The sequence below is a fragment of the Streptomyces sp. NPDC107471 genome (assembly GCF_055582845.1).
Map to the genome: position 1 here is coordinate 219,547 of NZ_JBVJPC010000004.1, position 25,936 is coordinate 245,482.

A 25,936-nucleotide genomic window follows, 5' to 3' on the forward strand; every position below is an offset into this window, starting at 1 on the left:
GAAAGGCCGCGTACGTCGATCATACTGACGCAGATGCCAGGCAGAAGTCCCCTGTCGCATCGCATGAGCCGGAAACCTGATCCGGCAGGCTGGCATGTGCGTTCGTACGGGAAGGCACGGTCCGGTGCCGGAGCGGCAGTCCTGCTCAGGTGCGGTCGATATGTACGTTCGTCGACTTCACCCGGGCCGTGGCCTCCACGCCGACCTCCAGCCCGAGTTCCTCCACGGCCTCGCGGGTCAGCAGCGACACCAGTCGGTGCGGGCCGGCCTGGATCTCGACCTGGGCCGCGACATCGCCGAGCTTGACGGCGGTGACGATGCCGGGGAAGGCGTTGCGGGCGGAGGTGTGGGAGAGGCTCTCCTCGCCGCCCTCGCCCTTGGCCAGTTCCACGGAGAAGGCGGCCAGGTCCCTGCCGTCGATGAGGCGTCGCCCGCCCTCGTCCCGGTGCGTGGGCACCCGCCCGGCGTCGGCCCACCGCCGCGCGGTGTCGGGGCTCACGCCGAGCAGCCGGGCGGCCTGGCCGATGGTGTAGGACTGCATAGGCGCCAAGATAGGCGATGGGCCGCACCCGAGTACGGCGCGGCCCATCCGGGAGGGACCGAGTACGGCGCGGCCCGTCCGGCAGGGACCGGCGGGACAGCGGCCACCATCCGGCCGCGGCCGGACCGGAGCCCGGACCCGCAGCCCGGACCCTGGACCCCGGACCCGGAGCCCGGCCCCGGATCTGCAGGCCGCCCCGCCCCGGATCCGCAGCCCGCCCCGCCCCTGCCAACCGCCTGCACCGCGAGGCGGACCGCTGCCGCTCAGATGTCCCGGAAGATCTCGATCTGCGCCCCCACCGAGTTGAGCCGCTCGGCCAGGTCCTCGTAACCGCGGTTGATGACGTAGACGTTGCGCAGCACGGAGGTGCCGTCGGCCGCCATCATCGCCAGCAGGACGACGACGGCGGGACGCAGGGCCGGCGGGCACATCATCTCGGCGGCGCGCCAGCGGGTCGGGCCCTCCACCAGCACCCGGTGCGGGTCGAGGAGTTGGAGGCGGCCGCCCAGCCGGTTCAGGTCCGTGAGGTAGATCGCGCGGTTGTCGTAGACCCAGTCGTGGATGAGGGTCTGGCCCTGCGCGACGGCCGCGATGGCCGCGAAGAAGGGGACGTTGTCGATGTTCAGGCCGGGGAACGGCATCGGGTGGATCTTGTCGATCGGCGCCTCCAGTTTGGAGGGGCGGACCGTGAGGTCGACGAGGCGGGTGCGGCCGTTGTCGGCGAAGTACTCCGGTGTGCGGTCGTGGTCGAGGCCCATCTCCTCCAGGACCGCGAGCTCGATCTCCAGGAACTCGATCGGCACCCGACGCACCGTCAGCTCGGACTCCGTCACGACGGCCGCGGCCAGCAGGCTCATCGCCTCGACCGGGTCCTCGGAGGGGGAGTAGTCGACGTCCACGTCGATGTGCGGCACACCGTGCACGGTGAGGGTGGTGGTGCCGATGCCCTCGACCTCGACGCCCAGGGCCTCCAGGAAGAAGCAGAGGTCCTGGACCATGTAGTTGGAGGAGGCGTTGCGGATGACGGTGACGCCGTCGTGGCGGGCGGCCGCGAGCAGCGCGTTCTCCGTCACGGTGTCGCCGCGCTCGGTCAGCACGATCGGGCGGTCGGGGCGGACCTGCCGGTCGACCCGGGCGTGGTACTGGCCCTCGGTCGCGGCGACGTCCAGGCCGAACCGGCGCAGGGCGATCATGTGCGGCTCGATGGTCCGGGTGCCGAGGTCGCAGCCGCCGGCGTAGGGCAGCCGGAAGCCGTCCATGCGGTGCAGCAGCGGGCCGAGGAACATGATGATCGAGCGGGTGCGGACGGCGGCGTCGGCGTCGATGGCGTTCATGTCCAGCTCGGCGGGCGGCACGAGTTCGAGGTCGACGCCGCCGTTGATCCAGCGGGTGCGCACCCCGATGGAGCTCAGCACCTCCAGGAGGCGGTAGACCTCCTCGATGCGGGCGACCCTGCGCAGCACCGTGCGCCCCTTGTTGAGGAGCGAGGCGCAGAGCAGGGCCACGCACGCGTTCTTGCTCGTCTTGACGTCGATCGCGCCGGAGAGCCGACGACCGCCGACCACACGCAGATGCATCGGGCCCGCGTAGCCCAGAGAGACGATTTCACTGTCCAGTGCTTCACCGATACGGGCGATCATCTCAAGGCTGATGTTTTGGTTGCCGCGCTCGATGCGATTGACGGCGCTCTGGCTGGTGCCGAGCGCCTCGGCAAGCTGCGACTGTGTCCAGCCCCGGTGCTGTCGGGCGTCACGGATGAGCTTGCCGATACGTACGAGGTAGTCGTCTGCCATGCGGTGAGGCTATCTCAGATATGAGATGGCGCATTCCGGGGGGTCCGTTCGGGGGAAAAGCCCGGACGGGCCTGAGGGAAGGTCAGTGGCGCTTGGCGGTGCGGGTCTTGCGCCATCCGAAGGGTCCGGGCAAATCAACCGATGTCGTACGACGTCCCGTGCTGCTGTGCGTGTGCTTCGGCCCGTGGCTGCCGCCACCGGTCGTGATGGACCAGGAGTGCCGGTTGATGTTCAGCCGCACCCCGGGAAGAATCCGGAAACTCTTGCGGAAAGTGAGCGGCATGGGGTCCTCCCCTTGAAGTTCGGTCGCGTGCTTTCGACGTCGTTCGCATACCCCGGCTCGGCGCAGAGATGGCTACCGGCTTCGCACCGACCTGTTGTGGTGGGCCAGTTGGGGCATCTCGGCGCGGCGCGAACAGCGACCGCTGCGACAGGGAGACCCTCCCGGCCCGCCCGACTGACCCACCTGCTCACCATCCGTCGGCGGCCAGGAAGGCCGGCGGCCGGGGCAGGATCTCGCCGGCGCGAACCCAGCCGCCATGGTGATCGGCACCGGGCACGGAGAAGAACTCGCTCCCGGTATGCGCGGCGACCTCATGCATCGGTCCGTGCCAGGGGTCGGCTGTGCCCCGCGCAACCTGGAGCGGAACGGGCTCGTCACCCGGACCGTTCACCCCGATGCTCCGCCCCGTGTGGAATACGCCACCACGACCCTGATCGACGAGATCCGCGCACCGCTGGAGGCCCTGGCGGCGTGGGCCGGCCGGAACCGACCGGTCATCGCGGCCGCGCGGCACGCGTACGACAGCCGCACCCGAGCGTGACGGGCGTCGCGGTCGGCTTCCGTAGGAGGAGTGCGGCCAGGTCGGATGTCCGACATTGCGCCTGAATGCGGCCAGGCCGAGTGGGGGCTGACCGGTCCCGGGCGACAGGGCGGCGAGGCCGGGCATGACCATCCCGGCCTCATGTACTAGAGTTATCTCGACATCGAGATATCTGCCGAGGCGTACCGCAGTCGCACGCTTTCGCTGGGTCTGGCAGTAAGGCGTACCTAACTTAGCCTTACCTTAGCGGATCGGCCAAGACGGCGTGGCGGCAGGATGCGGTGGTAAGCGCACAAAAATGAAGGAGACTGTCGTGTCGGCGAACAGCTTCGACGCCCGCGCCACGCTGAGCGTGGGCGACGAGTCGTACGAGATCTTCCGGCTGGACAAGGTGGAGGGCTCGGCCCGCCTGCCGTACAGCCTCAAGGTTCTCCTGGAGAACCTGCTCCGTACCGAGGACGGCGCGAACATCACCGCCGACCACATCCGCGCCCTCGGCAACTGGGACTCCCAGGCCCAGCCGTCGCAGGAGATCCAGTTCACGCCGGCCCGCGTGATCATGCAGGACTTCACCGGCGTGCCCTGTGTCGTCGACCTCGCCACCATGCGTGAGGCCGTCAAGGAGCTCGGCGGCGACCCGGCGAAGGTCAATCCGCTCTCCCCGGCCGAGCTGGTCATCGACCACTCCGTCATCGCGGACAAGTTCGGCACCCACGACGCGTTCGCGCAGAACGTCGAGCTGGAGTACGGCCGCAACCGCGAGCGCTACCAGTTCCTGCGCTGGGGCCAGACCGCGTTCGACGACTTCAAGGTCGTCCCGCCGGGCACCGGCATCGTCCACCAGGTGAACATCGAGCACCTGGCGCGCACGGTCATGGTCCGAGGCGGCCAGGCGTACCCCGACACCCTGGTCGGCACCGACTCGCACACCACGATGGTCAACGGCCTCGGCGTGCTGGGCTGGGGCGTCGGCGGCATCGAGGCCGAGGCCGCGATGCTCGGCCAGCCGGTCTCCATGCTCATCCCGCGCGTCGTCGGCTTCAAGCTGACCGGTGAGCTCAAGCCCGGCACCACCGCCACCGACCTCGTGCTGACCATCACCGAGATGCTCCGCAAGCACGGCGTGGTCGGCAAGTTCGTCGAGTTCTACGGCGAGGGCGTCGCCGCCACCTCGCTCGCGAACCGCGCCACCATCGGCAACATGTCGCCGGAGTTCGGCTCGACCGCCGCGATCTTCCCGATCGACGACGAGACCATCAAGTACCTCAAGCTCACCGGCCGCTCCGAGCAGCAGCTCGCGCTCGTCGAGGCGTACGCCAAGGAGCAGGGCCTCTGGCTGGACCCGAAGGCCGAGCCGGACTTCTCCGAGAAGCTGGAGCTCGACCTCTCCACGGTCGTGCCCTCCATCGCCGGCCCGAAGCGCCCGCAGGACCGTATCGTCCTCGCGAACGCCGCCGAGCAGTTCAAGCAGGACGTCCGCAACTACGTCGACGACGTCGACGAGTCCGGCAAGGAGTCCTTCCCGGCCTCCGACGCCCCGGCGGTCGCCCCGAACGGCGCCCCGTCCAACCCGGTCACCGTGACCGCCCCCGACGGCTCGACGTACGAGATCGACCACGGCGCGGTGACGGTCGCGGCCATCACCTCCTGCACCAACACCTCCAACCCGTACGTCATGGTCGCCGCGGCGCTCGTCGCGAAGAAGGCCGTGGAGAAGGGCCTGACCCGCAAGCCGTGGGTCAAGACCACCCTCGCCCCGGGCTCCAAGGTCGTCACCGACTACTTCGACAAGGCGGGGCTCACCCCCTACCTCGACAAGGTCGGCTTCAACCTCGTCGGCTACGGCTGCACCACCTGCATCGGCAACTCCGGCCCGCTGCCGGAGGAGGTCTCCAAGGCCGTCAACGACCACGACCTCGCGGTCACCTCGGTCCTCTCCGGCAACCGGAACTTCGAGGGCCGGATCAACCCCGACGTCAAGATGAACTACCTGGCCTCCCCGCCGCTGGTGGTCGCGTACGCCCTCGCGGGTTCCATGAAGGTGGACATCACCCAGGACGCGCTCGGTGTCGACCAGGACGGCAACCCGGTCTTCCTGAAGGACATCTGGCCCTCCGAGGCCGAGGTCAACGACGTCGTGGCGAACGCCATCGGCGAGGACATGTTCAACAAGTCCTACTCCGACGTCTTCGCGGGCGACGCCCAGTGGCAGGCGCTGCCGATCCCGACCGGCAACACCTTCGAGTGGGACGCCGAGTCGACCTACGTCCGCAAGCCCCCGTACTTCGAGGGCATGACGATGGAGACCACCCCGGTCTCCGACATCACCGGCGCGCGGGTCCTGGCCAAGCTGGGCGACTCGGTGACGACGGACCACATCTCGCCCGCCGGTGCCATCAAGGCCGACACCCCGGCCGGCAAGTACCTCACCGAGCACGGTGTGGAGCGTCGTGACTTCAACTCCTACGGCTCCCGCCGAGGCAACCACGAGGTCATGATCCGCGGCACGTTCGCCAACATCCGCCTGCGCAACCAGATCGCGCCGGGCACCGAGGGCGGCTACACCCGCGACTTCACCCAGGACGGCGGTCCGGTGTCGTTCATCTACGACGCCTCCCGCAACTACATCGAGCAGGGCATCCCGCTCGTCGTCCTGGCCGGCAAGGAGTACGGCTCCGGCTCGTCCCGCGACTGGGCCGCCAAGGGCACCGCGCTCCTCGGCGTCAAGGCCGTCATCGCCGAGTCGTACGAGCGCATCCACCGCTCGAACCTCATCGGCATGGGCGTCCTGCCGCTGCAGTTCCCGGAGGGCGCCACCGCCCAGTCCCTCGGTCTGACCGGCGAGGAGACCTTCTCCTTCACCGGTGTCGAGGAGCTCAACAACGGCACCACGCCGCGCACGGTCAAGGTCACCACCGACACGGGCGTCGAGTTCGACGCGGTCGTCCGCATCGACACCCCCGGTGAGGCCGACTACTACCGCAACGGCGGCATCATGCAGTACGTGCTGCGCAGCCTGATCCGCAAGTAAGCCCCCTCGGGCTTCCGAGGGTTCCTGCGAGCTCAGTCGGGCTTCTGAGGGCCGCGCTCCCGGTGACGGGGGCGCGGCCCTTCGCCGTACCCCCGCCTTCGCCGGTCATCACCCACCCTCAGGTGGAACACAGGGTTCCCTCAGCGGCCGGGGACACGATCGGTACATGACTGGCGCAACCGGGTCCCGAACCGGCCACGTACGCGTGCTCATCGTCGACGACGAGCCCGCGCTCAACGAAGTGCTGTCCGTCGCCGTCACCGAGGCGGGCTGGCGCCCCTACCCGGTGCTCGACGGGCGCAGCGCCCTTCGTACGGCCCGCAGTTGCGCACCCCACGCCGTCGTGCTCGACGGCATGCTGCCCGACCTGGACGGCCTCCAGGTGCTGCGCCGGCTGCGCTTTGAGAACCCGGCACTGCCCGTCCTCATGCTCACCGCCCGCGACTCCCTGGAACACCGGCTCGACGGTCTGGAGGCCGGCGCCGACGACTACGTCACCAAGCCGTTCTCGCTGGAGGAGGTCGTCCTGCGGCTGCGCGGACTGCTGCGCCGGGCCGGGTCCGGGCGCGGCCGCACCGACGACTCCGTGCGGGTCCTCGGCGACCTGGTCCTGACCGGGGACACCCGCGAAGTGCGCCGGGCGGGCGTGCCCGTCCAGCTCACCGCGAAGGAGTTCGACCTGCTCAGTCTGCTGCTCGGGCACCCGCGCCAGGTCCTGAGCAAGGCACAGATCCTCGACCACGTCTGGACCGGCTCCTTCGACGGGGGCGGCAACCTCGTCGAGGTCTACATCTCCAACCTGCGCCGCAAGATCGACAGAGGGCGGGCACCGATGATCCACACCGTGCGCGGCCTCGGCTACGCCATCAGGGCCGCGGAGGACGGGAGATGAGCCGGCGCCCGCGCACGAGGATGCGCTCCCGGTCCCTCCGCACCCGCCTGCTCGTCTTCGTCAGCGCCACGCTCGTCGTCGTCTGTGTCGCGATGGGCCTGGCCACGACCCTCTTCCAACACGCCTACCTGATGGGCAGCTTGGACGACCGTGTCCGCAACACCGCCGAACGGGCCCTGGGCGGCGCCTCGTTGCACCCCGGCCTCGGGGACGACCTGACCTTCCTGCAGGAGAGCGGACAGCCCGCGGGGATGCTCTCCGCCCGGCTCGACGAGGACGGCGCCATCGTCTCCGCGGCCGTCGTCGTCCAGGACGCCCCGACCCGCGAACTCAGCACCGACCAGCGCACCGCCCTGGCCGGGATCGGGGCGGACGGGGCGACGCACACCCGGACCGTGCCGGGCCTCGGCACCTACCGGGTCACCGTCCGCGTCGACGGGGACGTCCGGGTCCTGGCCGGCCTGCCCATGGACGACGTCCAGGACACGATCAGCGGACTCGTGCTGATCGAGGCGGGCGTCGCGGTGGCCGGACTCGCCGTAGCCGGCTGCGTGTGCGCGGTGGTCATACGACGGCAACTGCGCCCCCTCGGCCGGGTCGCCGCGACCGCCGCCGAGGTCTCCCGCGCCCCGCTCGGACGCGGCGAGGTCACCGCCCTGACCCGGGTGCCCGAGCGCGACACCGACCCCGGCAGCGAGGCCGGCCAGGTCGGCGCCGCGCTCAACCACCTCCTCGACCACGTGGAGTCCTCCCTCGCCGAGCGGCAGCGCGGCGAGGAGCGGATGCGGCGCAGCGAGGAACGCATGCGGCGCTTCCTGGCCGACGCCAGCCACGAACTGCGGACCCCGCTCGCCTCGATCGCCGGGTACGCCGAGTTGATGAACCGCGGCACGGACCGCGTCGAGCCGGTTCTGGCCTGGCGTCGCGTCTCGGCCGAGTCGGCCCGCATGACGGGCCTCGTGGAGGACCTGCTCCTGCTCGCCCGGCTCGACGAGGGCCGCCCCCTGCACTCCGCGGAGGTGGACCTGGCGGCCCTGGTCGCGGAGGCCGTGTGGGACGCGCGGGCGGCGGGCGGCGGCCACGACTGGCAGCTCGAACTGAGCCTGGACGCACCGGTGTCGGTGATCGGGGACGAGGCCCGGCTGCACCAGGTCGTGGCCAACCTCCTGGCCAACGCGAGGATGCACACACCGGCCGGTACGCGGGTGACGGCGTCGGTGGAGTCCGCGGACGGGCGCTGCGTGATCCGCGTCCGCGACAACGGCCCCGGCATCCCCCCGGCCCTCCTCCCCACGGTCTTCGAACGCTTCACCCGGGCGGACACCTCCCGCTCCCGCGCCGACGCCGGCTCGGGCGGATCGGGCCTGGGCCTGGCCATCGCGGCGGCGATCTCGGCGGCCCACGGAGGCCGCATCCAGGTCAACAGCGTCCCGGGCCGCACCGAGTTCACGATCGACCTCCCGGCGGCCCTGGAGACGGGGGTGGAGAAGCGGGCGGTCTCCGGGAACGGGGCACCGGTGTGACGCCCTTTCCCGCGTGTTCCGTACGACGACGAAGTCCCGTACGGTGACGGCGACTTACCCCGGCCACCGCCGAGGCCGGAGCGCCGAAGTCCCGCCCGCCCACCCGGTGTTCCGGCTGTTCCGCTCCGCCGTCGAAGCGCACTTCCGCGAGCATCACGACGCCGGGCACTACGCCCGGGAACTGGGGTACGCGCCCCGCACCCTCTCGAGAGCCGTGCAGCAGGCCACCGGCCACAGAGCGAAGGCGTACTCGTCGACCGGCTCGTCCTGGAGGCCGAACGGCTCCTCGGCGACAGGGATGCGGCCGGGGGCGTGGCAGGCGGGGATGGGGATGGGGACGGATGTCGAGTGAGGGGGCCCAAGGCCCGGCATGACGGGGGTGCAGCGCCTCCGCCGGCCTCCGCCACCGTCGCCGAAAACCAGTGGATCAACGCCGCCGTACGCCATTACCGTGCTGCCGGACCCAGTCGCCCAGGCAAGGACGTGCCGTTGTACACCGTGTGAGACCCCCCAAGCGCTGATCGGTCGCGCGTCGCACCTGTGCGCCGCGCTGCTTTTTGCTGCGGTCTTCTCACTGAAACCGGTGTACTTCTGTGCTCACCAACTGGGTGGTCATGCCCACCTGCCTGCCGCTCGTCCTCCGCCGCTGCCACACATGCGGGTCGGAACGCTTCCGGCCCAACGGCAAGTTCCGTGTCAACGCGAACCACAAGCTCCTCGACGCATGGCTCCTCGTGCTCTGCACCGGCTGCGGGGAAACGGCGAAGCTCGCCGTCCTGGAGCGGGCGCACGTGCGTTCCGTACGACCTGAACTGCTGGACCGGATGCACGCCAACGCCCCTGCTCTCGCGGCAGAGTTGCTCCAGGACCCGGCCGTGCGGCGCCGCAACCGCACCGCCCTGGACTGGGCCGGCGCCTGGCGTCTCGACACCGGCGGATCGGACCATCTGGACCGTGAGGTGATCGATGTCTCGGTCCGCTTCACGGCACGCATCCCGGTCCGTCCGGTACGCCTGATCGCCGAAGGCTGCGGCCTCTCCCGGGCCGAGGTCGAGCGACTGATCACCGAGGGCCGACTGGTCTCGGCGGTCCGACTGAACTCCAGGCTCTCCGACGCGTTCACGTTCACACTGAAACGCTGAGCCCAGCACGGCACTTGGGGCCCACCTGACTGGGCCCCAGGTGCCGACAGGCCGTCCCCGAGGAGTGAGGAAGGTCCCCCGCCCGCCCCCGACCCCCGCCCCCAAACCCCCGCCCCCTGTTTACACCCGCCCCACTTCGCGCTACCTTCCGCAACACGTGGGGTGGGAGCGCTCCCATGCGGACGGACCGGAACCCGCCCGCATGCCGCTCCCATCCCACGGCAACGAACCCGCACCGCACCCGTCCCACGGCACCCAGACACCCGCACGGCCCGTACCCTCAAGGAACGGACTGGATTGTCATGATCCTGACAAAATTATCGAGGGTGACCCGCCCCAGAGCCCTCTTCCTTGTCCTCGTCTCCCTCCTGGCCACCATCCCCGCCCTCAGCCTGGTCCTCACGGCCGGCGGCAGGGCCGAGGCCCACGGCACCCCGATGAAACCCGCCAGCCGCACCTTCCTGTGCTGGCAGGACGCACTGACCGACACCGGTGAGATCAAGCCGGTCAACCCGGCCTGCAAGAACGCGCAGGCGGTCAGCGGCACCACCCCGTTCTACAACTGGTTCTCCGTGCTCCGCTCGGACGGCGCCGGCCGCACCCGCGGCTTCGTGCCGGACGGCGAGCTCTGCAGCGGCGGCAACACCAACTTCACCGGCTTCAACGCCCCCCGCGACGACTGGCCGCTCACCCACCTCACCGCGGGCAGGACCGTCGACTTCTCCTACAACGCCTGGGCCGCACACCCGGGTTGGTTCTACGTCTACGTCACCAAGGACGGCTTCGACCCGAAGAAGACCCTCACCTGGGACGACATGGAGGCCCAGCCGTTCCTCAGCGTCGACCACCCGCCGCTCAACGGCAGCCCGGGCACGGTCGAGGCCAACTACTCCTGGACCGGCCAGCTTCCGGCCGGCAAGTCCGGCCGCCACATCATCTACATGGTCTGGCAGCGTTCCGACAGCGCGGAGACCTTCTACTCCTGCTCCGACGTCGTCTTCGACGGCGGCAACGGCGAGGTCACCGGCATCCACGAGCCGGGCAACCCGACCGAGCCGGTGCCCGGCACCTGCACGGCCACCCGTAGGACGACGGGCAGTTGGAGCGGCGGCTACCAGTCCGAGGTGACCGTCACCAACTCCGGTGACGTCCCGATGCTGGGCTGGATGGTCGACTGGTCCCTCCCGAGCGGCCAGAAGGTCGACAGCCTCTGGAACGGCAACGCCACCTACACCGGCCAGGACGTGATGGTCCACAACGCCAACTGGAACGGCTCGCTCAGTCCGGGGCAGAGCGCGACGTTCGGATACGTCGTGACCGGCTCCGGGGGTGACACGGCCACGACCCTTCCCTGCCGGGTCGGCTGAGTCACCGTCGTCGGAACACGCTCGCCGCCGTCAGAACACGCTCGGACCTTCCGCTCAGGGCGGACCCGGTGGGGCTGTGCGCCACCGGGTCCGCGAGCCGTGTCGGCGCAGGGGGGTGGTGACCGACGCGGATGGTGCATGGCTTGTGACGACGCGACGCGCGACAACGTTGTCGAGTGGTCTGTACATGACTCTACCCCGCCAACGGACAACGATGTCAAATAGGTTGGGGAAAAGGCTGGACCGCCCGGGCGACGGCCTCGCGCGTCCCGTCCGTGGTACGCACCCTTCCGTGATACCCGTGGCGCACGTTACTGTCCCTGCGGCTTGTGCGACCTGTGGTGCGCGACCCGTCCGAAGATGGAGGGGCCGCGTCATGCGTTTCCGTCCTACGTCCCTGCTGCTGGCGGCCGTTCTCGCGGCCACCGGCGCCACACCCGCCCTCGCGGCACCCGCCGCTTCGCCACCCGGTCTCGTCGGCGACCCGACCGCCTATGTGAACCCGCTCATCGGCACGGAGAACGGCGGCAACGTCTTTCCCGGCGCCGTCACCCCGTTCGGCATGTTCTCCTTCAGCCCCGAGAACACCCGCGGCGACGCGACACGCACCGCCGCCCCCGGCGGCTACCTGTACGGCGCCACCCGCGTCCGCGGCTTCAGCCTCACCCACATGTCCGGCACGGGCTGCGCGGGCGGCAGCGGCGACATCCCGCTCTTCCCGTTCGCCGGCGAGGTCACCTCGTCCCCGGCGAGCGACACCAAGGACGCCGTGTACGCGTCCGACTTCAGCCATGCCGACGAGACCGCGGAACCCGGCCACTACAAGGTGGGTCTCGCCTCCGGCGTCACCGCCGACCTCGCCGCCACCGCCCGCACCGGCTCGGCACGGTTCACCTACCCGGCCGACAAGCCCGCCTCGCTGCTGGTCCGCACCGCCAACTCCGAGGTGGGCTCGACCGATTCGACGGTCGAGATCGACCCGGCGACCCGGACGGTCTCCGGCTCGGTCACCTCCGGCAACTTCTGCGGCTACCTCGACCCGGAAGGCCAAAAGGCCTACTACACCCTGCACTTCACGGCCCACTTCGACCGTCCCTTCGCGGCCACCGGCACCTGGCAGGACGACAGGCTCGCCCCCGGGTCCGTCAAGGCATCCGGCGGCACGGGCGGCTTCTCCCAGGGCGGGCAGCCCGTCGCGGGCAAGGGGGCCGGCGGATACGTCCGGTTCGCACCCGGCACCGAGCAGGTCGGCGTCCGCATCGGGATCTCGTACGTCAGCCGGGCGGGCGCCGAGGCCAACCTCGCCGCGGAGAACCCGCGCGGGCGCTCCTTCGATGCCGTGCGCGACGCGGCTCGCCGCGCCTGGCGTGAGCGGCTGCGGGCGATCCGCGTCGGCGGCGGCACCGAGGACGAGCGCACCACCTTCTACACCGCGCTCTACCACGCCCTCCTGCACCCCAACGTCATCAGAGACGCCGACGGGCGGTACCGGGGCAGCGACGACAAGGTGCACACCGTCGCCCGCGGCCACCGCGCCCAGTACGGCACCTTCTCCGGCTGGGACGTCTACCGCGGCCAGGTGCAGTTGCTGACCCTGCTCGACGCGCGCACCGGCTCTGACGTGGCGCAGTCCCTGTACGAACTGGCCCGGCAGAACGGCGGCGTCTGGGACCGCTGGCTGCACGGCGCGAGCGGCACCCACGTCATGAACGGCGACCCCTCACCCATCGCGCTGGCCGGCATCCGGGCCTTCGGCGGTACGGACTTCGATCTGCGCGGCGCGCTGGACTCCCTCGTGCAGGCCGCCACCGTGCCCACCGAACAGGACCTGTCGTCGGCCGGGAAGCCGGTGCTGTCCGTCGGTCAACGCCCCTCCCTCGACAAGTACCTGAAGCTGCACTACATGCCGTCCGTATCCAACGCCTGGGGCGGCGCCGCCGAGACCCTGGAGATGTCCGGCGCCGACTTCGCCCTCTCCCAACTGTCCCGCGCGGCAGGGGAGAAGGACACGGCGGCGGACTTCACCAAGAGATCCCAGTGGTGGCAGAACAACTTCAACATCGCCGCCGACCCGACCGGCGGGTACATCGCCAACCGCAAGGCGGACGGCAGTTGGGTCACCGGCTTCACCCCCGGCACCGGCAACGGCTTCGTCGAGGGGACCGCGGCCCAGTACACCTGGATGGTCCAGCACGACCCTGCCGGCCTGTTCGCCGCGATGGGCGGCCGCGCCAAGGCCCTCGACCGCCTCGACTCCTTCTTCCACGACGACAAGGGCGACTGGGCCTTCACCGGCAACGGCGGCGACAAGTCCGAGCTGGACAACGAGCCGTCGATCAACGTCCCCTACCTGTACGCCTACGCGGGCGCTCCGTACAAGACGCAGGAGACCGTCCGCGCCGCCATGCGGCAGCTCTGGTCGACCCGGCCCGGCGGCATCCCCGGCAACGACGACCTCGGTGCGATGTCCTCCTGGTACGTCTTCTCCGCCCTCGGCATGTACCCGCAGGTGCCGTCCCGGTCCGAACTCGTCCTCTCCTCGCCGCTGTTCCCGCGGATCGAGATCGACCGGCCCACCGGCAACGACATCTCCGTCCGCGCCGAGGGAGCGGCCGGCGACGCCCCGTACGTCCACTCCCTCAAGGTGAACGGCCGTGCCAGTCAGGCGGCTTGGCTGCCCGCGTCCTTCGTGCGGGACGGGGGCCGGCTCGACTACAGCCTCTCCACCGAGCCCGCCCCGGCCTGGGGAGCGGACGCGGCCCCGCCGTCCTTCCGCGCGGGCGAGCAGCCGTACCAGATCGGCGTCGGGCCGACCGCGGCGACCCTGGCCCCGGGCGGCAGCACCAAGGTCGGGGTCCGCGCGCTGTCGATGAGCGGCGACGGCACGGGCCCCGAGGTCCGCTTCCGCGTCGAGACCCCGGAAGGCATCACCGCGAGCCCCGCCGAGGGCACCGTGTCCGACGGCTCCCAGGAGATCACCCTGAGCACCACCGAGGGCACCGCGCAGGGGTTCTACGACGTCACGGTCGCCGTCACCTCGGACGGCACCGCGTACGAGCAGCCGGTGTCCCTCACCGTGGCCGCGCCCGGCTCCCTGCTCGCCGCGTACGACAACACCGGGATCTCGGACGACTCGGGCGACCACGACGAGGCCGACTACGACGGCGGCGGCTGGAGCTACTCCCGCCAGGCGCTGGAGGCGGTCGGCCTCGCCCCGGGCAAGCAGGGCACGGTGGGCGGCCTTGCCTTCACCTGGCCGAACTCGCCGAGCGGCCGCCCCGACAACGCCACGGGATCCGGCCGGACCCTCCAACTGGAGTCGCCGGTCGGCCGGTTGTCGTTCGTCGGCAGCGCGGTCAACGGCAACCAGCAGACCCAGGCCGGCGTCACGTACACCGACGGCAGCACCGGCACGGTCGAACTCGCCTTCACCGACTGGACCGTCGGGGGAGGCGGCGGCACCGTCCAGTACGGCAACGAGGTCGTCGCCCGCGCCGCCTACCGCAACGTGGCGGGCGCGGACCGGGACCCGGTGGCCACGTACGTCTTCGCCACGAAGCCGTTCTCGGCGCCGGAGGGCAAGAAGATCGCGAGCGTGACGCTGCCGCGGAACACGGACCTGCACGTGTTCACGCTGGCGACCGACTGACCCCCAACAGAGCGGCCAACCAGTCGAGTTGGCGGCGCACGTGCACCGCGTCGCCGCCCTCGTGGCCGTTGTAGGGGTAGGCGTGGATCTCCTTCAGGGGGTCCACGCCGCTCAGTTCGCCGTAGCGGTTGAAGGCCGCGTACGCCCCGCTCGGCGGGCACACCGTGTCGCGCAGCCCGGTCCCGAAGTGGGCCGGTGCGGCAGCGCGCCGCGCGAACGAGACGCCCTCCAGGTACGACAGCGTGCGGTACGCGGCCTCCTCCACGCCCCGGTGCACGGAGAGATACGCGCCGATCTCGCCGTACGGACTCGCGTCGGTCAGGTCCAGGGCGCGCCGGATGCCGCACAGGAAGGGCGCGGTGACCAAGGCGGCCGCCAGGTCGGGCACCAGTCCCGCGACGGCCAGCGCCAGCCCGCCGCCCTGGCTGTTGCCGACGGCCGCGACGCGTTCGCCGTCCACGTCCGGCAGCGCCCGCACCGCCGCGACGGCACGCACCGCGTCCGTGATCAGCCGTCGGTAGTGCGAGGCGCGCGGGTCGAGCAGACCCCGTACCGCGGGACCCGGGCCGCCCGGCGCCGAGGCGTGCGGGTCGGGGGTCGCGCCGCCGTTGCCGTACTGGTCGCCCTGGCCGCGGTTGTCCATCAGCAGATGCGCGTATCCCGCGTTCACCCAGGTCAGCCGTTCGTGGGGGAGTCCGCGCCCCCGGCCGTAGCCGGCGTACTCGACGACCGCGGGCAGCGGCCCGGGCACCTGGGCGGGTCTGCTGTACCAGGCGCGCACCGGATCGCCGCCGAAGCCGCGGAAGGTGATGTCCCAGGTCCGCGTCAGCCGCAGTCCGTTCCCCACCGGGCGCACCGACGCCAACACGTCGGTCTGCGCGCCCTCTTTCAGGGTGTCACGCCAGAACTCGTCGAAATCCGGGGGTTCCTGGACATCGGGACGGTAGTGCTCCAGCTCCGCGACGGGCAGATCGAACGCAGGCACGGGACACCTCGCATGAGTCGGTCCAAGTAGTGAAACTTGCGGAGGGGGCCGGGATTCGGCCTCCCTGTTCTACCCCGCCGCTGCCCCGGGTATCTGCTGCCTGCCCCATTGACAGCGCTTTCTCGCTCCCTTTAAGTTGCCGCGAAGTTACCGGTAAGAGCTCGAAAGTTTCGGTTCCATGTCTCCGTCTGAGAGGACCGAGCATGAGCACATCCGTCAAGTCGGCCTCTCCACCGTCCAGCGCCGAAGCCCGGCGCGCGGCCCCCACCCGTCCCGTGCGGCGCAGCGGATGGCGCCGGACCCTGCGCCGTGACTGGCAGCTCTACTCGCTGGCCGTCCTGCCGCTGCTGTTCTTCCTGGTCTTCCGCTACCTGCCGATGATCGGCAACGTGATCGCCTTCCGGCGCTTCGAGCCCGGCGGCTCGATGTTCGGCGAGGACTGGGTGGGCCTGCGCTATGTGCGCATGTTCCTCAGCGACCCGACCTTCTGGCAGGTGTTCCGCAACACCCTGTGGCTCGGCGGACTCACCCTGGTGTTCTGCTTCCCCGTCCCGATCGTGCTCGCCCTCCTGCTCAACGAGGTCCGCCGGCGCTCCCTGAAGCGGTTCGTGCAGTCGGTGTCGTACCTCCCGCACTTCCTGTCGATCGTGATCGTCGCGGGCCTCACGCTTCAGATGCTCGCCACCGACGGGCCGGTCAACCACGCCCTCGGCTGGTTCGGCCACGACGAGATCCGCTTCATCCAGGAACCCGGCTGGTTCCGCACGATCTACGTCGGCTCGGAGATCTGGCAGACCGCCGGCTGGGGCACCATCCTCTACCTCGCCGCGCTCACCACCATCGACGAGGACCTGTACGAGGCCGCGCGCATCGACGGCGCCAACCGCTGGAAGCAGATCTGGCACGTCACCCTGCCCGGCATCCGCCCCACCATGATCACGCTGCTGATCCTCAACGTCGGCACGTTCATGGCGGTCGGCTTCGAGAAGGTCCTGCTGCTGTACAACCCGCTGACGTACCCGACCGCCGACGTGATCTCGACGTACGTCTACCGGGCCGGCGTCGAGTCCAACAGCTTCAGCTACGCGGCCGCGATCGGACTGTTCGAGGCGATCATCGGCCTGGTCCTCATCACCTCCGCCAACACGCTCTCGCGCCGCACGGTGGGAACCAGCCTGTGGTGAGGCCGAGCCGCTCCTACCGGGTCTTCCAGGGCGTCAACGGGGTCGTCCTCTCCCTCGTGGTGATCGTGACCCTGTACCCCTTCGTCAACATCGTCGCGCGGTCCTTCAGCGGGGAACGGCAGATCCGCGCCGGTGAAGTCACCCTGTGGCCCAAGGGGTGCAACCTCACCACGTACCGGATCGTCTTCCAGGACTCGATGTTCTGGCGGAACTACGGCAACACCGTCCTCTACACGGTCGTCTCCACCGCCGTGGCCATGGTCCTGACGACCTGTTACGCCTACGTCCTGTCGAAGAGGCACCTCAGGGGGCGCGGGGTGCTCGTCGGCATCGCCGTGTTCACGATGTTCTTCACCGGCGGCCTGATCCCGAACTACATCCTGGTCACCGAGCTCGGGCTGAAGAACAGCGTCTGGGCCATCGCGCTGCCGAACGCGATCAGCGTCTTCAACCTGCTGGTGATGAAGGCCTTCTTCGAGAGCCTGCCCACCGAACTGGAGGAGGCCGCGCAGATCGACGGCCTGAGCACCTACGGCATCCTCTTCCGGGTCGTGCTGCCGCTGTCGAAGGCGGTCGTGGCGACCATGGTGCTCTTCTACACGGTGTCCTTCTGGAACTCCTGGTTCAGCGCGTTCCTCTACATGGACCACTCCGACCTGATGCCGGTCACCGTCTATCTGCGCAACCTCATCGCCGGGGCCACCGGGGGCGGCAACGCGGGCGCCGGCACCGCGGAGCTCAGCCAGGTCGGGGCGAGCATCCAGGCGGTCACGATCGTGCTCACCGCGCTGCCGATCATCTGCGTGTACCCGTTCGTCCAGCGCTACTTCGTCTCGGGTGTGATGCTCGGCGCGGTCAAGGGCTGACTTTCCGTCACATCCCAACGGACCAAAGGAGTCTCCGTGGAGAACACCGGATCGCTGTCACGGCGTCAGATCCTGGCGGCCGCCGGATTCATCGGACTCGCCGGTCTCACCGGCTGCGGCAGCGGCGACGACGGAGGCGACTCCAAGGACCTTGCCAAGAAGCAGAACGGCGCGATGAAGGAGTACCGGGCGGGCCAGCGGTTCAAGGCCACCAAGGCGCTGTCCTTCTCCCTGCTGCACAACGACAACCCGGTCTACCCGCTCAAGAAGAACTGGCTGTTCTGGAAGGAGGTCACCCGGCGCACCGGGGTCACCGTCGAGCCGCTCGACGTCCCCCTGGCCGACTACGAGAAGAAGCGCAGCGTCCTCATCGGCGCGGGCGACGCCCCCTTCATCATCCCCAAGACGTACCACCCCTCCGAGGTCGCGTTCGTCTCGTCGGGCGCGATCCTGCCCGTCAGCGACTACGTGCACCTGATGCCCAACTTCCGGGACAAGGTGAGGAAGTGGCACCTGGAGCCCGAACTCGACTCCATCCGCCAGTCCGACGGCAAATACTACCTGCTGCCGGGCCTGCACGAGAAACCCCGGTCGGGCTACTCGCTGTCGTTCCGCACGGACGTCCTCGACCGGCACGGACTGTCCCTGCCCACGACATGGGACGAGGTGTACGACGTCCTCAAGGTGCTCAGGGCCGAGTACCCCGACAAGTACCCCTGGACCGACCGATGGAGCACCAACACCCCGTTCCCGTGCGGGGCGTTGTTCAACTACCTGGGCCAGGCGTACGGCGTCAAGGCGGGCTGGAACTACGACAACATCTCCTTCGACACCAAGGCACAGAAGTTCGTCTTCACCGCGACCCAGGACGCCTACCGGCAGATGATCGAGTACCTGAGAAAGATCGTCGCCGAGAAGCTCCTCGACCCCGAGAGCTTCACCCAGCAGGACGACCAGGCCGTGCAGAAGCTGCTGGCCGAGAAGTCCTACGCGATCAGCGCCAATCCGCAGGAGCTGGTGCAGAACTACCGCTACAACCTGGGCAAGCAGGTCAAGGGCGCGAGGATCGAGATGGTCCCGGTGCCGCTCGGCCCGGCCGGCCCCATCCTGCTGAGCGGCATCCGGCTGGAGAACGGCGTCATGATCTCCAGCAGGGCCCTCAAGAGCGCCGACTTCGTCGCGATGATGCAGTTCGTGGACTGGCTCTGGTACTCCGACGAGGGCCAGAAGTTCTGCAAGTGGGGCGTCGAGGGCGTCACGTACACCGAGTCCGGCGGCACGTACACGCTGAAGCCCGGGATATCGCTGATGGGCTCCGATCCCGACGCCCCGAAGGACCTCCAGAAGGACTACGGCTTCTTCAACGGCGTGTTCACCTACGGCGGTAGCTGGGAGCTGGTGTCCTCCAACTTCAGCCCCGACGAGAAGAAGTTCCAGGACGTCATGTCCCAGCGCAAGGAGCTTCCCGTCGACCCGGCCCACCCGCTCCAGTCCTTCGAGCAGGAGCAGGCGACCCTGTGGGACACCCCGCTCAAGGACCACGCCATCCAGAACACCCTCCAGTTCGTGCTCGGCAAGCGCCCGATGTCCGAATGGGACGCGTTCGTCGCCGAGTCGAAGGCGAAGAACATGCAGCAACTCGTCGACCTGCACAACAAGGCCTACGAGCGGTTCAAGAAGGAGAACGGGTGATCCTCCGCGTCCCCGTCGAACCCTCGGGCCGCCTGTCCGGGGCGTGGCGCCATTGCGTGGGCACCGGCAGGATCGAACTCGCCCTGCGCCGCGACTACCAGGACTCCCTGCGACTCCTCCAGCGCGAGATCGGTTTCCGGTACATCCGGGGGCACGGGCTGCTGAGCGACGGCATGGGCGTGCACCGGCCGTACGAGTGGCCCGAGGGCGTGCGCGGGGTCCGGCACTCCTTCACGTACGTCGACCAGGTCGTCGACGCCTACCTGGAGCTCGGGATCCGCCCCTTCCTCGAACTCGGCTTCATGCCCGAGGGGTTGGCGTCGGCACGGCAGACCGTGTTCTGGTGGCAGGGCAACGTCACCCCGCCCCGCTCGTACAAGGAGTGGGCCGCCCTGGTCAGGGCGACCCTCACCCACCTCGTCGACCGGTACGGCCTCGACGAGGTGCGGGGCTGGCCCGTCGAGGTGTGGAACGAACCCAACCTGCCCGACTTCTGGCAGGGTGCGGACGAGAAGGCGTACCACCGCCTCTACGAGGTGACGGCCGCCGCGGTGAAGGACGTGGACCCGGACCTCCAGGTCGGCGGTCCCGCGATCTCACCGGGCGCGGACGAGTGGCTGGACCGCTTCGCCGAGTTCGCCGAACAGCGCGGTGTCCCGGTCGACTTCGTGTCCAAGCACGCCTACACCTCGGGCCCCGCCCAGCACGTCCCTTTCGGCGTCCACCAGACCCTGGCACCCGCCGAGCACCTCCTGGACCAGTTCGCCACGCCCCGCGCACGGCTGAAGGGCACCCGGCTCGCCGGACTGCCCGTGCACATCACAGAGTTCAACTCCTCCTACCGGCCCGACAACCCGGTCCACGACACCGCCTTCCACGCGGCCTACCTGGCACCGGTCCTCGCCCGCGGCGGCGACCACGTCGACTCCTTCTCGTACTGGACCTTCAGCGACATGTTCGAGGAGGCCGGCCCGCCGACCGCGCTCTTCCACGGCGGCTTCGGTCTGCTCACCCACCGACAGGTGCGGAAACCGACGTATCACCTCTACGCCTTCATGGCCCGCATGGGCCCCGACCTGCTCACCCGCGGCGCCGACCACCTGGTCACCCGGTACCCCGACGGCCGGGTGACCGTCCTGGCCTGGGCACCCGTCGACGCGAGCGGCCGGACACCCGGCCCGGACCGGCACCGGCTGCGCCTGTCCGTACCGCTGCCGGGCGCCCGGGAGGCGTTCGTACGGCGGTCCGTGGTCGACGAGGAGCACGGCAACGCCCGCACGGCCTGGCAGCGGATGGGCAGCCCGCGCTCACCCGCCCGGCACCAGCTCGACGTCCTCCACGAGGCCGCCGAGCCCGGCCGACAGCACCTGCGGCTGCCCGTCGAGGAGGACCGGACCGTACTGGACCTGACCCTGGCCCGCCACGAGATCACGCTCGTCGAGGTGAGCCCGGTCGTGGAGGAGGCCCCGGAATGGTGGGACGAACGCCGACTGCTGGGAAGGCGGCCGGAGTGAGCGGGGTCAGCCGGACGCCGGCGACCACCGGTCGCAGCCGGGCGGGGACGCACGACACCCCGCCCGTTCCCGCGTCGCCCGTTCCCGCGTCGCCCGTTCCCGCGTCGGCCGTTCCCGCTTCGGCCGCTCCCGCGTCGGCCACCCCCGTGTCGACCGGACGCGCGGCCCGGTCGGGGACGTGGCCCGCGGTGCGCGTGGCCGGACCGGGCGGTACGGCCGCGGTCCGCGACGAACGGACCGGGACCCCCGCACGCCGCCCACCGGCCGGGCCCCGCCGACCGGAGGCCCCCGGGCCCCCCGCAGCCGCATCCTTCGGCACCGGGGCCCTCTCCCGCGCCGCGGCCCTGATCCACACCCTCGTCACCGTCGAGGTCCTGCTCCTCGTCGCCGCCTCCCCAGGGCTCGCGGGTCTGCTCCTGCTGGGCCCCGCCCCCGCCAACCTTCCGCTCGCCGCGGTCTGCCTGCTGCCCCTCGGCCCGGCCACGGCCGCCGCCCTGTACGCCCTCCACCACCGCGACCGCGACCTCACCGACCTCCACCCCGCCCGCTCCTACTGGCGCGGCTGGCGGCTCAACGCCGTCCCCGTCCTGAAGCTCTGGACACCCCTGCTGGCCTGGCTCACGGTCATCGCCTTCACCCTCACCCACTTCGCCGCCACCGGCCTGCCCACCTGGTGGGCCGTACTGCTCGCGGCCGTCGGCGTCGGATCGCTGCTGTGGGGCGCGCACGCGCTCGTCCTCACCGCCCTGTTCACCTTCCGGGCGCGGGACACCGCACGCCTCGCCGGCTACTTCCTGTTCCGCCACCGCCGCGCCGGCCTCGGCGCCGCCTCGCTGCTCGTCCTGACGGCCGCCGGGACCGCCGCGCTGACCGAGGCCCTGCCCGCCCTGCTGGCCGCCCCGATGCTGCTGTCCCTGCTGCACAGCAGCGGCCCGGTGATCGCCGAGACCCAGGAGGACTTCACCGCATGACCCCGTCGAGCTCCAAAATCCCCTACGGCGGCGACTACAACCCCGAGCAGTGGCCGGAGGAGGTCTGGGACGCCGACCACCGGCTGTTCGACCGGGCCGGCATCGACACCCTCACCGTGGGCGTCTTCTCCTGGTCCCTCACCCAACCCGCCGAGGACACCTACGACTTCACCGTCCTCGACGGCGTACTCGACCGGGCTGCGGCCGAGAACCGGCGGGTCTGCCTGGCCACCGGCACCGCGGCCCTCCCGCCCTGGCTCGCGCACAGGTACCCCGAGGTCAACCGCACCGACTTCGAGGGCCGCCGGCACCGCTACGGCCAGCGCCACAACTTCTGCCCCAGCTCACCGGCGTACCGCGGACTCGCCACCGCGATGGCGGACCGGCTCGCCGAACGGTACGCGGACCACCCCGCGCTGCTCGCCTGGCACATCAACAACGAGTACGGCGGGCTCTGTTACTGCGAGCTGTGCGCCGACGCCTTCCGGGACTGGCTGCGGGACCGGTACGGCACGCTCGACGCCCTCAACGACGCCTGGTGGACGACCTTCTGGTCGCACCGCTACATCGACTTCGCGGAGATCGAGCCGCCGAGCGCCCTCACCGAGCACTGGCGGGGCCCCGACCACACCGCCTTCCAGGGCATCACGCTCGACTACCTCCGCTTCACCACCGACGCGCTGCTCGGCTGCTTCCTCGCCGAGAAGGAGGTGATCCGCTCCCATGACCCGGTCACCCCCGTCACGACCAACTTCATGGGCATGTTTCGCCCCCTCGACTACCACCGCTGGGCGCCCCACCTCGACTTCGCCTCCTGGGACAGCTACCCGCCCCTCGACGCCCCGCCGACCTGGCCCGCCCTGGCCCACGACCTGATGCGCGGCCTCAAGGACGGCGCCCCCTTCTGGCTGATGGAGCAGACCCCGTCCACGACGGCCTGCCGGGACGTCAACCCGCTGCGCAGACCGGGGGAGCTGCGCCTGGCCACCTTCCAGGCGATCGCGCACGGCGCCGACGCGGCCCTGTACTTCCAGATGCGCGCCTCACGGGGAGCCTGCGAGAAGTACCACGGAGCGGTCATCGGCCACGCGGGCCGCGACGACACCCGCGTCTTCCGGGAAGTCGCCGCACTGGGCGCGGAGTTGGAGCTCCTGGGTGACGTCTCCCTGGGCGCCCGCACCCCCGCCCGCACCGCCGTGGTCTTCGACTGGGAGAGCTGGTGGGCCCTGGAGATCTCCGACGGCCCCTCGCGCCTGGTCCGATATCAGGAGGTGGTCCACGCCTACTACCGGGCCGCCCGCGAGGCCGGCGCAGACGTGGACGTCGTCCCCCGCACCGCCGACCTCACCCCGTACGACGTGGTCCTCGCCCCCGCCCTGCACATGGTCAAGGGCGACCTCGCCCCCCGCCTCGAAGCGGTGGCGGAACGCGGCGGCACGGTCCTCGCCACCTTCCTCTCCGGCCGCGTCGACATACACGACCGGGCCTTCCTCTCCGACGTCCCCGGCCCCCTCGCCCCCCTCATGGGCATCCGGATCGACGAATGGGACGCCCGTCCACCGGAGTTCGCCCAGCCCGTCCCCGAACTGGCCTCGCGGGGACGGCTCGTCTTCGAGATCGTGCGGCTCCGGGGCGCCGAGGCGGTCGCCACCTACGGCTCCGACTTCTACGCGGGGACGCCCGCCGTCACCCGCAACGCCCACGGGCGGGGCGAGGGCTGGTACGTCGCCACCGCCCTCGACCAGCCGGGCGTCGACCAGGTGGTCCGCCGCGTCCTGGCCCGCCACGACCTCGTCGGCCCCTACGCCGGCCACGAGGGCCTGGAGACGGCCACCCGGGTCGCCCCCGACGGCACCCGCCTGCTCTTCCTCCTCAACCACTCCGAGCAGAACGCGGAGTTGAAGGCCCACTCCACCGCCACCGACCTGCTCACCGGCAGACGGACCGAGGTCGGCGCCCCCCTGACCCTCGACCCGGGAGGCGTGGCGGTCCTGCGGCTTCAGTAGATCGTCCGCCCCCGCTCGTCCGGCACGCCCGACTTCCGGAAGAAGTAGCTGTTCACCTGATCACGCCACTCGCGGGCGCTGCGGAGCTGCTCCTCGAACCGCTCCGTCACCCGTGCGTGGCGCTCCGGGGCCACGAGACCCGCCAGCGAGGCCCACACCTCCCGGGCCGCCTCCACCTCCGCCACACCCTCGAAGTGTGTGTCGTAGATGTGCTGGATCACCGTCTTGCCGCTCTTCAGCCTGTGCCCGTACGCCACGTGGTGGAAGAACAGCAGCAGCTCGTCCGGGCAGGTCTCCACCGACTCGTACACCTCGGCCCAGGGCTTGGCGTACTGCCCGGCGTACCCGGTCCCGGTCGCCACGCTCCGGTCGACTCCGACGCCGTCACGGTCGGCGAAGTGGTAGGTGCCCCACGGGCTGTACTCGTAGCCGTCGACGCCGGGCCCGTAGTGGTGCCCCGGCTGGACCATGAACCCGACGCCGAGGGGAGCGGTGTACTTCTCGTACGTCCGCCACGAACCGCCCAGGACCGAGCGCAGACCCGCGGTGAGCCTCGGCTCGCCCCCGAAGGTGAGCCCGATCCACTCGTCGAGGACCCGGCCCGGATCGGCGCCCGGATCCCAGGCCAGCCGTCCGAACGTGTACAGGTTGGCCTGCGCCAGCGGATGACCGGTCCAGAACGGGTCGTCCCCGACGTTGGACACCGCGACGAGCCCGCCGCGCGCCAGCTCGCCGACCGTGGACCCGCCGCCGATCCCGAAGCGCAGCACCTCGCTCCACATCGGCCCCAGCCAGCACACGTGCCGCTGCTGCCCGGTGTACTCCTGCGTCGCCTGGAGCTCCACCGCCAGCCGCGTGCCCGGCATCGCCCCGATCAGCGGGGAGACCGGCTCCCGCACCTGGAAGTCCATCGGCCCGTGCTTGACCTGGAGGACGGCGTTGTCCGCGAACTCCCCGTCCAGCGGCACGAAATGGTCGTACGCGGCCCGCGCCCGGTCGGTCGAGCGGTCCCGCCAGTCCTGGCGGTGGTCGTAGACGAAGGCCCGCCAGTGGACCGTACCGCCGTACGGCTCCAGAGCGGCGGCCAGCATGTTGGCCCCGTCGGCATGCGAGCGCCCGTACGCGAACGGGCCCGGCTGCCCCTCGGAGTCGGCCTTCACCACGAACCCGCCGAAGTCGGGAATCGCCGCGTACACCCGGGCGGTCGTCTCCGCCCACCACGCCCGCACCGACGCGTCCAGCGGATCGGCCGTGGGCAGCCCGCCCAGCACCAGCGGCGCGGCGAAGGTCACCGACAGATGGACCCGGATCCCGTACGGCCGCAACGTCCCCGCGATGGCGGCCACTTCACCGATCCGGTCGGTCAGCAGCCGCGCCTCGGCCGCGTGCACGTTGACGTTGTTGACGGCCACGGCGTTGATCCCGCAGGCGGCGAGCAGCCTGCCGTACGCCCGCACCCGCTCCAGGTCCCCGCGCGCCCGCCCGTCCGCCCAGAACAGCGACCCGCCGGCGTACCCGCGCTCCACCTGGCCCATCACCGGGTGCACGGCCACGTTGTCCCAGTGGTCGAGCATGCGCAGAGCCAACTGGGGCTGATGGAGGGCAGGTTGAGCCTCGCCGTGGAACGCCGCCTCCCCGAGCCGGACCACATGGAAGAACCCGTACAGCAGCCCGCGCGCGCCGGACGCCGTGACGGTCGTACAGCCGTCACGGCGTCCGTGCACGAACCCCTCGGAGCCGTCGTCGCCGGCCAGCTCCAACACCAGGTCAGGGGCGCCGGGTTCACGCGAGACGGTTCCTCCGAACCGCTCGCGGGCCGCGGCCACCTCACCGCGGACCGTGTCCACCAGGGGACCCGAACCGCGGATCAGGGTCCGCCGGGTGCCGATCGGCCGGAACGCCCCGTCCGGCAGCCAGGCCGGATCGACACCCTGCATGAGACCCCCAACGCGTCTG

At 70.6% G+C, this 25,936-nt stretch carries 18 protein-coding genes and 1 pseudogene; 14 read left to right on the forward strand and 5 right to left on the reverse strand.

Annotation, left to right across the window (positions count from 1 at the left end; translation table 11 throughout):
• Nucleotides 1-145: 145 nt before the first annotated feature.
• From ACZ66S_RS14865 to ACZ66S_RS14875, 3 genes are all read right to left on the reverse strand, one after another.
• Nucleotides 146-541, reverse strand: a complete 396-nt coding sequence (locus tag ACZ66S_RS14865; RefSeq protein WP_469901918.1) for a TOBE domain-containing protein — start codon at nt 539-541, stop codon at nt 146-148.
• A gap of 263 nt (nt 542-804) precedes the next feature.
• Nucleotides 805-2,334 carry a helix-turn-helix domain-containing protein gene (locus ACZ66S_RS14870; protein ID WP_469901919.1) on the reverse strand — a complete coding sequence of 510 codons (1,530 nt, stop codon included), beginning with the start codon at nt 2,332-2,334 and terminating at the stop codon, nt 805-807.
• A gap of 82 nt (nt 2,335-2,416) precedes the next feature.
• Complete coding sequence (locus tag ACZ66S_RS14875) at nt 2,417-2,617, reverse strand: DUF4236 domain-containing protein (protein WP_469901920.1); 201 nt, start codon at nt 2,615-2,617, stop codon at nt 2,417-2,419.
• A 313-nt stretch (nt 2,618-2,930) separates the two neighbouring features.
• Between ACZ66S_RS14875 and ACZ66S_RS14880 the strand changes: the two genes are divergently transcribed.
• The 8 genes and pseudogenes from ACZ66S_RS14880 to ACZ66S_RS14915 all read left to right on the forward strand — a co-directional run bounded on the left by ACZ66S_RS14880 (nt 2,931) and on the right by ACZ66S_RS14915 (nt 14,762).
• Nucleotides 2,931-3,158, forward strand: a complete 228-nt coding sequence (locus tag ACZ66S_RS14880) for a winged helix-turn-helix transcriptional regulator (RefSeq protein WP_469902392.1) — start codon at nt 2,931-2,933, stop codon at nt 3,156-3,158.
• Nucleotides 3,159-3,471: 313 nt separating this feature from the next.
• Nucleotides 3,472-6,189 carry an aconitate hydratase AcnA gene (gene acnA, locus ACZ66S_RS14885; RefSeq protein WP_469901921.1) on the forward strand — a complete coding sequence of 906 codons (2,718 nt, stop codon included), beginning with the start codon at nt 3,472-3,474 and terminating at the stop codon, nt 6,187-6,189.
• A gap of 166 nt (nt 6,190-6,355) precedes the next feature.
• Nucleotides 6,356-7,081, forward strand: a complete 726-nt coding sequence (locus ACZ66S_RS14890) for a response regulator transcription factor (protein WP_469901922.1) — start codon at nt 6,356-6,358, stop codon at nt 7,079-7,081.
• Nucleotides 7,078-8,604 carry a sensor histidine kinase gene (locus ACZ66S_RS14895; protein WP_469901923.1) on the forward strand — a complete coding sequence of 509 codons (1,527 nt, stop codon included), beginning with the start codon at nt 7,078-7,080 and terminating at the stop codon, nt 8,602-8,604. Before ACZ66S_RS14890 ends, ACZ66S_RS14895 begins: the two co-directional genes overlap by 4 nt.
• A gap of 82 nt (nt 8,605-8,686) precedes the next feature.
• Nucleotides 8,687-9,108, forward strand: a pseudogene (locus ACZ66S_RS14900) (hypothetical protein); the annotation flags it as partial.
• Between the two features lie 89 nt (nt 9,109-9,197).
• Nucleotides 9,198-9,746, forward strand: a complete 549-nt coding sequence (locus ACZ66S_RS14905) for a DUF1062 domain-containing protein (protein WP_469901924.1) — start codon at nt 9,198-9,200, stop codon at nt 9,744-9,746.
• Nucleotides 9,747-10,048: 302 nt separating this feature from the next.
• Complete coding sequence (locus tag ACZ66S_RS14910; RefSeq protein ID WP_469901925.1) at nt 10,049-11,113, forward strand: lytic polysaccharide monooxygenase auxiliary activity family 9 protein; 1,065 nt, start codon at nt 10,049-10,051, stop codon at nt 11,111-11,113.
• A 376-nt stretch (nt 11,114-11,489) separates the two neighbouring features.
• A complete protein-coding gene (locus ACZ66S_RS14915) occupies nt 11,490-14,762 on the forward strand; it encodes a GH92 family glycosyl hydrolase (RefSeq protein WP_469901926.1) in 3,273 nt (1,090 codons plus the stop codon).
• Here the strand turns inward: ACZ66S_RS14915 and ACZ66S_RS14920 are convergent.
• Complete coding sequence (locus tag ACZ66S_RS14920; protein WP_469901927.1) at nt 14,743-15,747, reverse strand: acetylxylan esterase; 1,005 nt, start codon at nt 15,745-15,747, stop codon at nt 14,743-14,745. The genes ACZ66S_RS14915 and ACZ66S_RS14920 overlap by 20 nt on opposite strands.
• Nucleotides 15,748-15,950: 203 nt before the next feature.
• Between ACZ66S_RS14920 and ACZ66S_RS14925 the strand changes: the two genes are divergently transcribed.
• The 6 genes from ACZ66S_RS14925 (at nt 15,951) to ACZ66S_RS14950 (ending at nt 23,980) form a co-directional block, all read left to right on the forward strand.
• Entirely contained in the window at nt 15,951-16,931 is a 981-nt protein-coding gene (locus ACZ66S_RS14925) for an ABC transporter permease (RefSeq protein ID WP_469901928.1), read from the forward strand.
• Nucleotides 16,925-17,797, forward strand: a complete 873-nt coding sequence (locus ACZ66S_RS14930) for a carbohydrate ABC transporter permease (RefSeq protein WP_469901929.1) — start codon at nt 16,925-16,927, stop codon at nt 17,795-17,797. Before ACZ66S_RS14925 ends, ACZ66S_RS14930 begins: the two co-directional genes overlap by 7 nt.
• A gap of 36 nt (nt 17,798-17,833) precedes the next feature.
• Nucleotides 17,834-19,489, forward strand: a complete 1,656-nt coding sequence (locus ACZ66S_RS14935; protein WP_469901930.1) for an ABC transporter substrate-binding protein — start codon at nt 17,834-17,836, stop codon at nt 19,487-19,489.
• Complete coding sequence (locus ACZ66S_RS14940) at nt 19,489-21,003, forward strand: GH39 family glycosyl hydrolase (protein WP_469902393.1); 1,515 nt, start codon at nt 19,489-19,491, stop codon at nt 21,001-21,003. The genes ACZ66S_RS14935 and ACZ66S_RS14940 overlap by 1 nt, the downstream gene beginning before the upstream one ends.
• A 344-nt stretch (nt 21,004-21,347) precedes the next feature.
• On the forward strand, nt 21,348-21,974 hold the full coding sequence (locus ACZ66S_RS14945; protein ID WP_469902394.1) for a YesL family protein: 627 nt from the start codon (nt 21,348-21,350) through the stop codon (nt 21,972-21,974).
• Nucleotides 21,971-23,980, forward strand: coding sequence for a beta-galactosidase (locus tag ACZ66S_RS14950; protein ID WP_469901931.1), 2,010 nt, complete (start codon nt 21,971-21,973; stop codon nt 23,978-23,980). Before ACZ66S_RS14945 ends, ACZ66S_RS14950 begins: the two co-directional genes overlap by 4 nt.
• On the opposite strand, the gene ACZ66S_RS14955 is transcribed toward ACZ66S_RS14950, so the two are convergent.
• Entirely contained in the window at nt 23,974-25,917 is a 1,944-nt protein-coding gene (locus ACZ66S_RS14955; protein WP_469901932.1) for an alpha-glucuronidase, read from the reverse strand. The genes ACZ66S_RS14950 and ACZ66S_RS14955 overlap by 7 nt on opposite strands.
• Nucleotides 25,918-25,936: the final 19 nt, after the last annotated feature.

Excerpts from the sequence above, each read along its gene's own strand:
- ACZ66S_RS14865 (WP_469901918.1), bottom strand. The coding sequence starts at position 541 with ATGCAGTCCTACACCATCGGCCAGGCCGCCCGGCTGCTCGGCGTGAGC.
- ACZ66S_RS14870 (WP_469901919.1), bottom strand. The coding sequence starts at position 2,334 with ATGGCAGACGACTACCTCGTACGTATCGGCAAGCTCATCCGTGACGCC.
- ACZ66S_RS14875 (WP_469901920.1), bottom strand. The coding sequence starts at position 2,617 with ATGCCGCTCACTTTCCGCAAGAGTTTCCGGATTCTTCCCGGGGTGCGG.
- ACZ66S_RS14880 (WP_469902392.1), top strand. The coding sequence starts at position 2,931 with ATGCATCGGTCCGTGCCAGGGGTCGGCTGTGCCCCGCGCAACCTGGAG.
- ACZ66S_RS14890 (WP_469901922.1), top strand. The coding sequence starts at position 6,356 with ATGACTGGCGCAACCGGGTCCCGAACCGGCCACGTACGCGTGCTCATC.
- ACZ66S_RS14895 (WP_469901923.1), top strand. The coding sequence starts at position 7,078 with ATGAGCCGGCGCCCGCGCACGAGGATGCGCTCCCGGTCCCTCCGCACC.
- ACZ66S_RS14910 (WP_469901925.1), top strand. The coding sequence starts at position 10,049 with ATGATCCTGACAAAATTATCGAGGGTGACCCGCCCCAGAGCCCTCTTC.
- ACZ66S_RS14915 (WP_469901926.1), top strand. The coding sequence starts at position 11,490 with ATGCGTTTCCGTCCTACGTCCCTGCTGCTGGCGGCCGTTCTCGCGGCC.
- ACZ66S_RS14925 (WP_469901928.1), top strand. The coding sequence starts at position 15,951 with ATGAGCACATCCGTCAAGTCGGCCTCTCCACCGTCCAGCGCCGAAGCC.
- ACZ66S_RS14950 (WP_469901931.1), top strand. The coding sequence starts at position 21,971 with ATGACCCCGTCGAGCTCCAAAATCCCCTACGGCGGCGACTACAACCCC.
- ACZ66S_RS14955 (WP_469901932.1), bottom strand. The coding sequence starts at position 25,917 with ATGCAGGGTGTCGATCCGGCCTGGCTGCCGGACGGGGCGTTCCGGCCG.